Source organism: Pantoea sp. RSPAM1 (genome assembly GCF_038816185.1).
GTDB classification, from domain to species: Bacteria; Pseudomonadota; Gammaproteobacteria; order Enterobacterales; family Enterobacteriaceae; genus Pantoea; species Pantoea ananatis.
Genome location: NZ_CP046137.1, coordinates 3842671 through 3854933, shown reverse-complemented (window position 1 = coordinate 3854933; position 12263 = coordinate 3842671). Strand labels below are relative to the sequence as shown.

Genomic DNA, 12263 nt, shown 5'->3' with positions numbered 1-12263 from the left:
CAGCGAATATCATCATGAACACATTACGTATCGGATTGATCTCGGTTTCCGATCGCGCCGCGAACGGGATTTATCAGGATCAGGGGATCCCTGCCCTGGAAGCCTGGCTGAACAGCGCGATCAGCACGCCCTTTGAAGTGGAAACGCGACTGGTGCCCGATGAACAGCCCATGATAGAACAGACGATTTGCGAGCTGGTCGATGAGCGTTTTTGCCACCTGGTATTGACCACCGGTGGGACAGGCCCGGCCCGTCGTGATGTTACGCCCGATGCAACGTTGGCCGTTGCCGATCGCGAGATGCCGGGGTTTGGTGAGCAGATGCGGCAAATCAGCCTGCAGTTTGTGCCGACTGCCATTCTGTCGCGTCAGGTAGGGGTAATCCGTAAACAGTCGCTCATTCTCAATCTGCCCGGCCAGCCGAAGTCCATCAGGGAAACCCTTGAAGGCCTGAAAGATGATCAGGGCAAGATACAGGTTCCGGGCATTTTTGCGGCTGTACCTTATTGTTTACAGCTTCTGGAAGGCCCTTACGTGGAGACGCACGCGGATGTGGTAGCAGCTTTTCGCCCCAAAAGCGCGATACGTGAGATAAATAACTAAATATTTTGCTTTTCAGGAATAAGCTACAGGCTCGCTGGTGTGGTGATAAATTGACGGTATAGTAAGCAAATATTTACAACGTTTTTCACTTTCTCTGGACGCTTATGACCACACTTGAGATACCGCGCCTGAAACCCCAGGACTACAAAACGCTGGCACTCGCGGCGCTGGGTGGCGCGCTGGAATTTTACGACTTTATTATTTTCGTCTTTTTCGCTGCGGTGATCGGCGAGATTTTCTTCCCCAGCGATATTCCTGAATGGCTACGTCAGCTCCAGACATTCGCTATTTTTGCTGCGGGCTATCTGGCGCGTCCGCTGGGCGGCATCATCATGGCCCACTTTGGCGATAAAGTGGGACGCAAAAAAATGTTCAGCCTGAGTATTTTGTTGATGGCGCTGCCCACGTTGGCTATGGGCGCACTGCCTGGCTGGGACGCGATTGGCCTGGCGGCCCCCCTGTTAATGCTGCTGATGCGCATGCTACAGGGCGCGGCGATTGGTGGGGAAGTGCCGGGCGCATGGGTTTTTGTGGCGGAGCACGTGCCCTACAAACGTATTGGAATCGCATGCGGCACGCTGACCGCCGGACTCACTATCGGCATCCTGTTAGGGTCGGTCGTGGCAACCTTAATTAATACCACCATGACCCAGCAGGCCATTCATGATGGCGGCTGGCGCATTCCTTTTTTCCTGGGCGGATTGTTTGGCCTGGGGGCGATGTATCTTCGCCGCTGGCTACATGAGACGCCGGTTTTCATTGAAATGCAGCAGCGTAAAACGCTGGCGCAGGAGCTGCCGCTGAAAACCGTCATCCTTAAACATCAAAAATCGGTCGTGATTTCGATTCTGCTGACCTGGATGCTGTCTGCCTGCATCGTGGTGGTGATTTTAATGGCGCCGGTCTGGCTGCAGAAACAGCATGGTATGGCCCCGGCGCTTACGTTAAAGGCCAATAGCATCGCGATTATCATGTTATGTATCGGGTGCATTGTTGCCGGGTTGTTGGTGGACCGTTTTGGTGCCAGTCGGACGTTAAGCCTCGGTAGCATGCTGCTGGCATTGTGTAGCGGCATGTTCTATTCCCTCGCACCTCAGTATCCTGATTACCTGTTTCAGCTCTATGGGCTGGTGGGCTTTAGCGTGGGCGTCGTGGGTATTGTGCCCTTTGTGATGGTCCGTGCGTTCCCTGCTGAGGTGCGTTTCACCGGCTTGTCGTTCTCTTATAATCTTTCTTATGCGGTATTTGGTGGCCTGACGCCGATTTGCGTGACGCTGCTGATGAACGTTTCCACCATGGCACCCGGCTGGTATGTCATGGCGCTTGCGCTGGTGGGGTTGCTGACCGGTCTCTGGCTCAGACAGGATATCAGCCATGAGCCGAATCTGTGTGACGGGATAAAACAGGCATAAAAACGCACGCGGAGCCGGGCTCCGCGTTTTCGTTCCACAGCCCTCCGGCATACCTGACAACAGCGGCGTTTTGTCTGGTTTGTTACTCTCTCCTTCGCCAGAAGCCAGGAAGCATCGCCGTAATGGCCGTTTCATCCCCCTTTGCCGTATTGCTCAAAAAAAGCTCGGCTCAGTGCGAGAGGGGGGTTCTGCCGTGGCCGTTTCAGCGTATTCCGTCCAACCTTTTCGCTGGCCTGCTCTTTCGTTGAAAATTTTTTTTCATTTAACCCTTGATGCGCTTCTAAGCGACCCCATTTACTTGTCATCGAGCGTTGTGAACGTTGTAAAAAAAAGCATGTGAGGTTGGGTTGAATGTAAACAACCTGCCCACATAAAAGGTTCACAACCCAAACTGGCAACGAATTTAAGTGGGAGATGTTTAGATGGGTAAGATTATTGGTATTGACCTGGGTACAACCAACTCTTGTGTTGCGGTCATGGACGGCACTAAAGCGCGCGTACTTGAAAACGCGGAAGGCGATCGCACCACGCCTTCGATCATCGCTTACACCCAGGATGGGGAAACTCTGGTCGGACAACCGGCTAAACGTCAGGCCGTCACCAACCCGCAGAATACTCTGTTTGCGATTAAGCGCCTGATCGGCCGTCGCTTCCAGGACGAAGAAGTGCAGCGTGATATCAAAATCATGCCATACAAAATTGTGGGTGCCGATAACGGCGACGCATGGCTGGAAGTAAAAGGCCAGAAAATGGCACCGCCGCAGATTTCTGCGGAAGTCCTGAAAAAGATGAAGAAAACGGCTGAAGATTTCCTGGGTGAGCCAGTGACTGAAGCGGTTATCACTGTTCCAGCCTACTTCAACGATGCGCAGCGTCAGGCGACCAAAGATGCCGGCCGTATCGCAGGTCTGGAAGTCAAACGTATCATCAACGAACCTACCGCCGCGGCACTGGCGTACGGTCTGGATAAGGGCCAGGGCAACCGCACCATCGCGGTCTATGACCTGGGTGGCGGTACATTCGATATCTCTATCATCGAAATCGATGAAGTTGATGGCGAGAAAACCTTTGAAGTGCTGGCAACCAACGGTGATACCCACCTGGGTGGTGAGGACTTCGACAGCCGTCTGATCAACTATCTGGTCGCGGAATTTAAGAAAGATCAGGGTATCGATCTGCACAACGATCCGCTGGCGATGCAGCGCCTGAAAGAAGCGGCAGAGAAAGCGAAGATCGAGCTGTCTTCTGCGCAGCAGACCGACGCCAACCTGCCGTACATCACGGCGGACGCAACCGGTCCTAAGCACCTGAACATTAAAGTGACCCGTTCTAAACTGGAATCACTGGTTGAAGATCTGGTTGCGCGCTCTATCGAGCCGCTGAAAGTGGCACTGCAGGACGCCGGACTGTCAGTTTCTGACATCAACGATGTCATCCTGGTCGGTGGTCAGACACGTATGCCACTGGTTCAGGCGAAAGTGACCGAGTTCTTCGGTAAAGAGCCACGTAAAGATGTGAACCCGGACGAAGCGGTTGCCGTAGGCGCTGCGGTACAGGGCGGTGTGTTAGGTGGTGATGTTAAAGACGTTCTGCTGCTGGACGTGACCCCGCTGTCGCTGGGTATCGAAACCATGGGTGGCGTGATGACATCGCTGATCAGCAAGAACACCACCATCCCAACCAAGCACAGCCAGGTGTTTTCGACGGCAGAAGACAACCAGTCTGCGGTAACGATTCACGTGCTGCAGGGTGAACGCAAGCGTTCCAACGACAACAAGTCTTTGGGCCAGTTTAACCTGGACGGCATTCAGGCTGCGCCACGCGGTATGCCGCAGATTGAAGTGACCTTTGACATCGATGCCGACGGTATCCTGCACGTGTCGGCGAAGGACAAAAACAGCGGTAAAGAGCAGAAGATCACCATTAAAGCGTCTTCCGGCCTGAACGAGGACGAGATTGCGAAGATGGTTCGTGATGCTGAAGCGAACGCAGAATCTGACCGTAAGTTCGAAGAGCTGGTGCAGACCCGTAACCAGGGCGACCAGATCGCGCACAGCACACGTAAGCAGTTGGATGAAGTGGGCGACAAGCTGTCAGCTGATGATAAAGCGCCTATCGAAGCTGCACTGAGCGCGCTGGAAACTGCGCTGAAAGGCGAAGATAAAGCAGAGATCGATGCCAAAATGCAGGCGCTGATGGAAGTGTCCAGCAAGCTGATGGAAGCCGCACAGCAGTCTCAGGCAGGTGCAGCGGATGCCCACGATGCGTCAGCGAAGAAAGATGACGATGTGGTTGATGCTGAATTCGAAGAAGTAAAAGACAATAAGAAATAATTGCCCCTGACCGGGCGCGACGGTTGCCCTGACAGCCGTTGAAACCAGCACGGGCGTAGGAGTTTTCTCCACGCCCGTGCGATCATGTTAAGGGCTAAATACATGGCGAAGAGTGATTACTACGAGATTTTAGGCGTCGCCAAATCTGCTGACGAGCGTGAAATCAAAAAGGCTTACAAGCGCCTGGCGATGAAACATCACCCGGACCGCAATCCCGGTGATAAAGAATCTGAAACCAAATTTAAAGAAGCGAAAGAAGCCTACGAGATTCTGACCGACCCTCAGAAGCGTGCGGCCTACGATCAGTATGGCCATGCTGCCTTTGAACAAGGTGGTATGGGCGGTGGCGGATACGGCGGCGGCTTTGGCGGCGGCGGTGCAGATTTCAGCGATATCTTTGGCGACGTTTTCGGGGACATCTTTGGTGGTGGCCGCCGTCAGCGCGCAGCCCGTGGTGCAGATTTGCGCTACAACATGGAGCTGACGCTGGAAGAAGCGGTTCGCGGCGTGACCAAAGAGATCCGTATACCGACGCTGGAAGAGTGTGACGTTTGCCACGGCAGCGGTGCCAAAGCGGGCACCAAACCGCAAACCTGTTCAACCTGTCATGGTGCAGGCCAGGTACAGATGCGTCAGGGCTTCTTTACCGTACAGCAGGCTTGTCCGACCTGTCATGGTCGCGGCTCGGTGATTAAAGATCCGTGCAATGCCTGTCACGGTCATGGTCGCGTAGAGAAATCGAAAACCCTGTCGGTAAAAATTCCTGCCGGTGTGGATACGGGCGACCGTATTCGTCTGAGCGGCGAGGGTGAAGCCGGTGAGCAGGGCGCACCGGCGGGCGATCTGTACGTGCAGGTAACGGTGAAAAAACACCCGATCTTCGAGCGTGAAGAGAACAACCTCTACTGCGAAGTGCCGATTAACTTCGCGATGGCCGCGCTGGGTGGCGAGATTGAAGTGCCGACGCTGGACGGTCGCGTGAAGCTGAAAGTCCCGGCGGAAACGCAGACCGGTAAGCTGTTCCGCATGCGCGGGCGCGGTGTGAAATCGGTGCGCGGCGGTGCGGTAGGCGACCTGCTTTGTCGTGTGGTGGTGGAAACCCCTGTCAGCCTCAATGACAAGCAGAAAGCGTTGCTGCGTGAGCTGGAAGAGAGCTTTGGTGGGCCCAGCGGCGAGCATAACAGTCCGCGCTCCAAAAGCTTCTTCGACGGCGTGAAGAAATTTTTTGACGACCTGACGCGTTAATCGTCCAAAAGCAAAAGTTCAACGCGGAGAGGAGACTCTCCGCTTTTTTTATCTTCGCAATCGTAGCGCTGTCATACTAACAAGCCGCTTTACCTTGCCTGCTGCATTTTCAGTCGCACTTTTCTTCATGCCTTAATTCATCTCTTTGATGTAGCCAAAATTTCAATATTGTGTAAAAGCGGATAAATAAGCTTTTTATCAGCTCTGGTGAGTCGTTACACTGCTCCGCATTGTGTTTTCTGCTCAGGAGGAGTGCATTTTGTCAAAACCTCGTCGTATCAAGCATTTACTAAAAAGTTTCATTGAGAGTGATGCCAGCAATGGCATGGTATTAATATTAGCCGCAGTGGTAGCCATGGTTCTCGCCAATGGCGCGTCTACCGCTCAGGGCTATCAGGCGCTGCTTGAAACACCCGTACAAATTCGTTTCGGTGAACTGGATATCAGTAAAAATCTGCTGTTATGGATCAACGACGCCTTGATGGCATTGTTCTTCCTGCTGATCGGTCTGGAGGTGAAGCGTGAGCTCATTTCGGGTGAGCTGGCCAGCCGCGACAGGGCCATCTTTCCGGTCATTGCCGCATTAGGCGGAATGGCTGCCCCTGCATTGATTTTTTTGCTGTTTAACCACGGCGATGAGATTGCCCGTAACGGCTGGGCGATTCCTACTGCGACCGATATTGCTTTTGCACTCGGCGTGCTGGCGTTACTGGGCAGCAGGGTTCCGACGGCGCTGAAGGTTTTTTTAATGGCGCTGGCGATTATCGATGACCTGGGTGCGATTATCATTATTGCGCTGTTCTATACCAATGATCTTTCAGTGACCTCGCTCTGCGTAGCGGCAGGCGCTATCGTGGTGCTGGCCATACTGAACCGGTGTAACGTACGAAATATCGCCATCTATATGCTGGTCGGCATGGTGCTGTGGACGGCCGTGCTGAAATCGGGCGTCCATGCCACGCTGGCGGGCGTGGTCGTGGGCTTCTTTGTCCCGCTGGAAGAGAAAAACGGCCATTCGCCAGCGGAACACCTTGCGCACGGTTTAATGCCGTGGGTGAACTGGTTGATTCTGCCGCTGTTTGCCTTTGCTAACGCTGGCATTTCGCTGACGGGCATCACCTTTGGCGACGTGCTGTCGCCGGAGCCGCTGGGCATCATTCTGGGTCTGTTAATCGGTAAGCCGCTGGGGATTACGCTGTTTTGCTGGCTGGCGGTGAAGCTGAGGCTGGCAGCCTTGCCTGGCGGCACGACTATTCGCGATATCATGGCGATTGGCGTGCTGTGCGGCATTGGCTTTACCATGTCGATATTTATCAGTTCACTGGCCTTTGACGCTGCCCACGAGCAATTAGTGACGTTCTCTAAGCTGGGTATCCTTAGCGGTTCACTGCTCTCAGCGGTGCTGGGGTATACCCTGTTGCGATTTAAGCTGCGCTAAACGAGAGGAGGCGTAAGCCTCCTTTTTTAGGTCAGGCGAGCGCGGGAATCACCAGGCCTCTGCCCTCACAAACCGCTCAAGGGAGAAGAGACGGTCACGCCGTGAAAAGAGTCAGGATGCGGTGACAGGGCGTAAAGGCGCTTATTCGGACCAAAGGAAGGTGGAGGCACAACGTTATTGTCTGCGCGCATCCGGCCCAGCGTGCAAGAGAAGGCACTCTCGATACGGAGCGAGGCAGACAGGCTAATACTAAGAGCACGCGCGAGCGGGCCGTCGGGCAAGGCAGAACGAAAAGGCGCAGGGCGTAAATCGCGGACATAAAAAAACCGGCTCAGAGCCGGTTCTTTCAACAAAGCGATGAACAAATGGCGATTAAGCCAGTTTGTTGATCTGTGCAGTCAGGTTTGCTTTATAACGTGCAGCTTTGTTTTTGTGGATCAGACCTTTAGCAGCCTGACGGTCCACAATTGGTTGCATTTCATTAAATGCGTTCTGCGCAGCAGCTTTGTCGCCTGAAGCGATCGCCGCGTATACTTTCTTAACGAAGGTACGCATCATAGAGCGACGGCTTGCGTTATGCTTGCGACGTTTCTCAGATGTTACGGCACGTTTCTTAGCTGATTTGATATTAGCCAAGGTCCAACTCCCAAATATGTTCGATAGAGACAAATCAAAGGCCGAGGACTATGCCTTTTGGACCTTCTGTTGTCAATGGATTTGTGCAAATAAGCGTCGTTTACAAGTGATAACCTGTATGACACTCGGTTACGTATTTGATGGCGCAAGATTCTACCAGCTTCCGCTCCCTGAATACAGTATTTCGCAACAAAATTCTCTCAGCGGCTTTGCAAGGCAGTAAATACGGCCTGTAACGCATGAAAGGCGTGTTCACGGGTTAACCTTGGCGCCTTTCGAGGGTATAATCCGCCGATTTCCACCGGTTTGAGTCAGCCATGAAGTTTATCCGCGGTATTCATAATCTTAACGCGCAGCATCACGGCTGCGTTTTGACCATTGGTAATTTCGATGGTGTGCACCGCGGTCATCAGGCGCTGATGGGGCGGTTGCTGGAAGAGGGACGGAAACGTAACCTGCCAGTGATGGTGATGGTGTTTGAACCCCAGCCGCTTGAACTGTTTGCGGGCGAAAGCGCACCCGCCAGGCTCACTCGCTTGCGAGAAAAGCTAAAATATCTGGCAGAAATTGGCGTGGACGCCGTGGTGTGCGTGCGTTTTGACCATCGCTTTGCCGCGCTGTCTGCGCAGAGTTTTATCAGCGAACTGCTGGTGAACAAGCTGGGCGTGAACTATCTTGCCGTCGGGGATGATTTCCGCTTTGGCGCTGGTCGTCAGGGGGATTTCCTGTTATTACAGAAAGCTGGCGCCCAGTATGGTTTTGATGTGGTCAGCACAGAAACCTTTTGTGATGGCGGTAAGCGCATCAGCAGCACGGCGGTGCGTCAGGCACTGGCCGAGGACAACTTAGCGCTGGCGCAGTCACTGTTGGGCCATCCATTCAGTATCTCTGGGCGCGTCGTGCACGGTGATGCACTCGGACGCACGCTGGGGTTCCCTACGGCTAATCTTCCTTTACGCCGCTGCGTGTCGCCGGTTAAAGGCGTTTATGCGGTGGAAGTCCATGGGCTGGGGCCACAACCCCTGCCTGGCGTTGCCAATATCGGCACCCGCCCGACGGTAAAAGGTTTGCGCCAACAGCTTGAAGTTCACCTGTTGGACATCAATATGGATCTCTATGGTCGCCACATTGATGTGGTGTTGAAGCAGAAAATACGAAACGAGCAGCGCTTTGCTTCACTGGATGCGTTGAAAGAGCAAATTGCGAAAGATACGGTAACGGCCCGACAATTTTTTGGTCTGTAACCTGAGCGAAAAACGGAATCGAGAATCTGATGAGTGACTATAAATCAACCCTGAATTTGCCGGAAACGGGGTTCCCCATGCGTGGCGATCTGGCCAAACGCGAACCGGGAATGCTGCAACGTTGGTATGATGACAATCTGTACGGCATCATCCGCGAAGCCAAGAAAGGGAAAAAAACCTTTATCCTGCATGATGGCCCTCCTTATGCAAACGGCAGCATTCATATTGGTCACTCTGTTAACAAGATTCTGAAAGACATCATTGTGAAGTCTAAAGGCATGGCAGGTTACGACTCGCCGTATGTGCCGGGCTGGGACTGTCACGGTTTGCCTATCGAGCATAAAGTTGAGCAGATGATCGGCAAGCCGGGCGAAAAAGTCAGCGCCGCCGAATTCCGCGCCGCCTGCCGTCAGTATGCCGCCGAACAGGTTGAAGGGCAGAAAGCCGACTTTATTCGCCTCGGCGTGCTGGGCGACTGGGATCGTCCTTACCTCACCATGGACTTCACCACCGAAGCCAATATCATTCGTGCGCTGGGTAAAATCATCGGCAATGGCCACTTGCACAAAGGCGCCAAGCCGGTGCACTGGTGCATGGATTGCCGTTCTGCTCTGGCGGAAGCCGAAGTGGAGTATTACGACAAAACTTCTCCCTCCATCGATGTGATGTTCAATGCCGTTGATGCGGACAGGGCGCGCGCAGCCTTCGGTGTGACCGCCTCAGAAGGCCCGGTTTCGCTGGTGATCTGGACGACCACACCGTGGACCATTCCGGCTAACCGCGGAATTTCACTGCATCCCGAGTTCACCTATCAGCTGGTGCAGATTGCAGGACGTAGCCTGATCCTGGCAAAAGATCTGGTTGAGAGCGTCATGAAACGTGCGGGCGTCAGCGACTGGACCGTACTGGGCGAATGTCAGGGCGCGGCCCTGGAATTGCAGCTGTTCCAGCATCCTCTGCTTGAGCAGATTCAGTCCAAAGTCGTATTAGGTGAGCACGTCACGCTGGACGCCGGTACGGGGGCTGTTCATACCGCGCCAGGCCACGGCCCAGATGACTACGTGATTGGTCAGAAATATGGTCTGGAAACGGCTAACCCGGTCGGCCCTGATGGTGCCTACCTGCCGGGTACGTATCCGGGACTCGACGGCGTTAACGTTTTTAAAGCCAATGATATGATCGTTGAGCTGCTGAAAGAGAAAGGCGCATTGCTGCACGTTGAAAAACTGCTGCACAGCTATCCACACTGCTGGCGCCATAAAACGCCGATTATCTTCCGTGCCACGCCGCAGTGGTTTATCAGCATGGATCAGAAAGGCCTGCGTGCTCAGTCATTGCAGGAGATCAAAGGCGTTCAGTGGATCCCGGACTGGGGCCAGGCACGTATTGAATCCATGGTTGCCAACCGCCCTGACTGGTGTATCTCCCGTCAGCGTACCTGGGGCGTGCCGATGGCGCTGTTCGTGCATAAAGAAACCGAAGAACTGCACCCGGAAACCTTGTCGTTGATGGAAAAAGTGGCGCAGCGCGTTGAGCAGGATGGCATCCAGGCATGGTGGGATCTCGATCCGCGCGACCTGATGGGCGACGATGCCGATAACTACGTTAAGGTACCGGATACGCTGGACGTCTGGTTTGACTCAGGATCAACCAGCTACTCTGTCGTGGATGCGCGCCCGGAATTTGGCGGCAATACGCCGGATATGTATCTGGAAGGGTCAGATCAGCACCGTGGCTGGTTTATGTCGTCGCTGATGATCTCGACCGCGATGAAAGGCAAAGCGCCTTATCGTCAGGTACTGACGCACGGCTTTACCGTCGATGGTCAGGGCCGCAAGATGTCCAAATCCATAGGTAACACCGTTGCGCCGCAGGATGTTATGGACAAGCTGGGTGCGGACATTCTGCGCCTGTGGGTGGCTTCTACCGATTACTCGGGTGAGATGGCGGTATCCGATGAAATCCTGAAACGCTCTGCGGACGCGTATCGTCGCATTCGTAACACCGCGCGCTTCCTGTTAGCCAACCTGAGCGGCTTTAACCCGGCCACCGATCTGGTTAAACCGGAAGAGATGGTGGTGGTCGATCGCTGGGCGGTGGGACGTGCGCAGGCGGCACAGGCGGATATCATCGCCTCTTACGAGCACTACGATTTCCACGAAGTGATTCAGCGCCTGATGCAGTTCTGCTCCATCGAGATGGGCTCTTTCTATCTGGATATCATCAAAGACCGTCAGTACACCGCAAAAGGTGACAGTCTGGCGCGCCGTAGCTGTCAGTCTGCGTTGTGGCACATTGTGGAAGCGCTGGTGCGCTGGATGGCACCGATCATGTCTTTCACGGCCGATGAGATCTGGGGCTATTTGCCGGGCGAACGGGCGAAGTATGTGTTCACTGAAGAGTGGTACACCGGTCTGTTTGGTCTGCCGGAAAACGAAGCGCTGAACGATGCCTACTGGGCCGAACTGCTGAAAGTACGCGGTGAAGTGAACAAGGTGATTGAGCAGGCACGTAGCGATAAACGCATTGGTGGCGCGCTGGAAGCTTCCGTAACCCTGTATGCTGATGCCGAACTGGCGGCGAAGCTGAAGGCTCTGGGTAATGAGCTGCGCTTTGTGCTGCTGACCTCCGGTGCTCAGGTCGCTGATTACGCCCAGGCTGATGCTGATGCGCAGCAGAGTGAACTAGTAAAAGGTCTGAAAATCGGCCTGCATAAAGCAGAAGGCGAGAAATGCCCGCGCTGCTGGCACTACACGACTGACGTCGGTCAGAATCCGGAGCACGCTGCGGTGTGCGGTCGCTGTTACACCAACGTAGCCGGCAACGGCGAAGAGCGTAAGTTTGCCTGATGAGTAGACCTGTTTTCTCCACCGGATTGCGCTGGCTGTGGCTGGTGCTGGTTGTTATCGTTGTTGATTTCGTCAGCAAGCAGTGGGTCATGAACAACATGATGCTGCATGAAACGCAGCCGCTGATGCCGTTCCTTAACCTGTTCTATGCGCATAACTATGGCGCGGCGTTCAGCTTCCTCGCGGATAAAGGCGGCTGGCAGCGCTGGTTCTTTGCCGGCATTGCCCTGGCGATCGTGGTGTCGCTGCTGGTCATGATGTACCGCAACAGCGCCAGTCAGAAGATCGCCAATATCGCCTATGCCTTAATCATTGGCGGCGCAGTGGGCAATCTGTTTGACCGTTCATATCATGGCTTTGTGGTAGATTTTATCGATTTCTACGTCGGTAACTGGCACTTTGCTACATTTAATATCGCTGACTGCGGCATCTGTATTGGGGCCGCGTTGGTGGTGCTGGAGGGCTTTTTCAATCCTTCCAGCAAGCAGGTTAAAAAAGGGTAAA

The 12263-nt window shown here is 54.1% G+C and carries 9 protein-coding genes; 8 read left to right on the top strand and 1 reads right to left on the bottom strand.

Annotated elements, in window-relative coordinates; genetic code table 11:
- The first annotated feature begins 14 nt into the window (after positions 1 to 14).
- From mog to nhaA, 5 genes are all read left to right on the top strand, one after another.
- On the top strand, positions 15 to 602 hold the full coding sequence (gene mog, locus GKC68_RS18600; RefSeq protein WP_311092620.1) for a molybdopterin adenylyltransferase: 588 nt from the start codon (positions 15 to 17) through the stop codon (positions 600 to 602).
- Positions 603 to 706: 104 nt separating this feature from the next.
- On the top strand, positions 707 to 2014 hold the full coding sequence (locus GKC68_RS18595; protein ID WP_311092621.1) for an MFS transporter: 1308 nt from the start codon (positions 707 to 709) through the stop codon (positions 2012 to 2014).
- Positions 2015 to 2436: 422 nt separating this feature from the next.
- The gene (gene dnaK / locus GKC68_RS18590; RefSeq protein ID WP_342656391.1) at positions 2437 to 4347 is read left to right on the top strand and encodes a molecular chaperone DnaK; all 1911 of its coding nucleotides are present in this window, start codon (positions 2437 to 2439) and stop codon (positions 4345 to 4347) included.
- Positions 4348 to 4449: 102 nt separating this feature from the next.
- Positions 4450 to 5592 (top strand): molecular chaperone DnaJ, encoded by a 1143-nt coding sequence (gene dnaJ / locus GKC68_RS18585; RefSeq protein WP_028724647.1) that lies wholly within the window; start codon positions 4450 to 4452, stop codon positions 5590 to 5592.
- Positions 5593 to 5851: 259 nt separating this feature from the next.
- Complete coding sequence (nhaA, locus tag GKC68_RS18580; RefSeq protein ID WP_028724648.1) at positions 5852 to 7030, top strand: Na+/H+ antiporter NhaA; 1179 nt, start codon at positions 5852 to 5854, stop codon at positions 7028 to 7030.
- 372 nt (positions 7031 to 7402) lie between these two features.
- On the opposite strand, the gene rpsT is transcribed toward nhaA, so the two are convergent.
- On the bottom strand, positions 7403 to 7666 hold the full coding sequence (gene rpsT, locus GKC68_RS18575; RefSeq protein ID WP_006117633.1) for a 30S ribosomal protein S20: 264 nt from the start codon (positions 7664 to 7666) through the stop codon (positions 7403 to 7405).
- Positions 7667 to 7983: 317 nt separating this feature from the next.
- Between rpsT and ribF the strand changes: the two genes are divergently transcribed.
- From ribF to lspA, 3 genes are read left to right on the top strand one after another with little or no spacing between them, the layout of a single operon-like run.
- Positions 7984 to 8910 carry a bifunctional riboflavin kinase/FAD synthetase gene (gene ribF, locus GKC68_RS18570; RefSeq protein ID WP_264228140.1) on the top strand — a complete coding sequence of 309 codons (927 nt, stop codon included), beginning with the start codon at positions 7984 to 7986 and terminating at the stop codon, positions 8908 to 8910.
- A gap of 29 nt (positions 8911 to 8939) precedes the next feature.
- Positions 8940 to 11759, top strand: a complete 2820-nt coding sequence (ileS, locus tag GKC68_RS18565; RefSeq protein ID WP_047715021.1) for an isoleucine--tRNA ligase — start codon at positions 8940 to 8942, stop codon at positions 11757 to 11759.
- Complete coding sequence (gene lspA / locus GKC68_RS18560) at positions 11759 to 12262, top strand: signal peptidase II (RefSeq protein ID WP_013024564.1); 504 nt, start codon at positions 11759 to 11761, stop codon at positions 12260 to 12262. The genes ileS and lspA overlap by 1 nt, the downstream gene beginning before the upstream one ends.
- The last annotated feature ends 1 nt before the right edge of the window (position 12263 follow it).

What these genes read in the sequence shown, in the direction of transcription:
- mog (WP_311092620.1), top strand. Translation starts at nt 15, where the DNA reads ATGAACACATTACGTATCGGATTGATCTCGGTTTCCGATCGCGCCGCG.
- GKC68_RS18595 (WP_311092621.1), top strand. Translation starts at nt 707, where the DNA reads ATGACCACACTTGAGATACCGCGCCTGAAACCCCAGGACTACAAAACG.
- dnaK (WP_342656391.1), top strand. Translation starts at nt 2,437, where the DNA reads ATGGGTAAGATTATTGGTATTGACCTGGGTACAACCAACTCTTGTGTT.
- dnaJ (WP_028724647.1), top strand. Translation starts at nt 4,450, where the DNA reads ATGGCGAAGAGTGATTACTACGAGATTTTAGGCGTCGCCAAATCTGCT.
- ribF (WP_264228140.1), top strand. Translation starts at nt 7,984, where the DNA reads ATGAAGTTTATCCGCGGTATTCATAATCTTAACGCGCAGCATCACGGC.
- ileS (WP_047715021.1), top strand. Translation starts at nt 8,940, where the DNA reads ATGAGTGACTATAAATCAACCCTGAATTTGCCGGAAACGGGGTTCCCC.
- lspA (WP_013024564.1), top strand. Translation starts at nt 11,759, where the DNA reads ATGAGTAGACCTGTTTTCTCCACCGGATTGCGCTGGCTGTGGCTGGTG.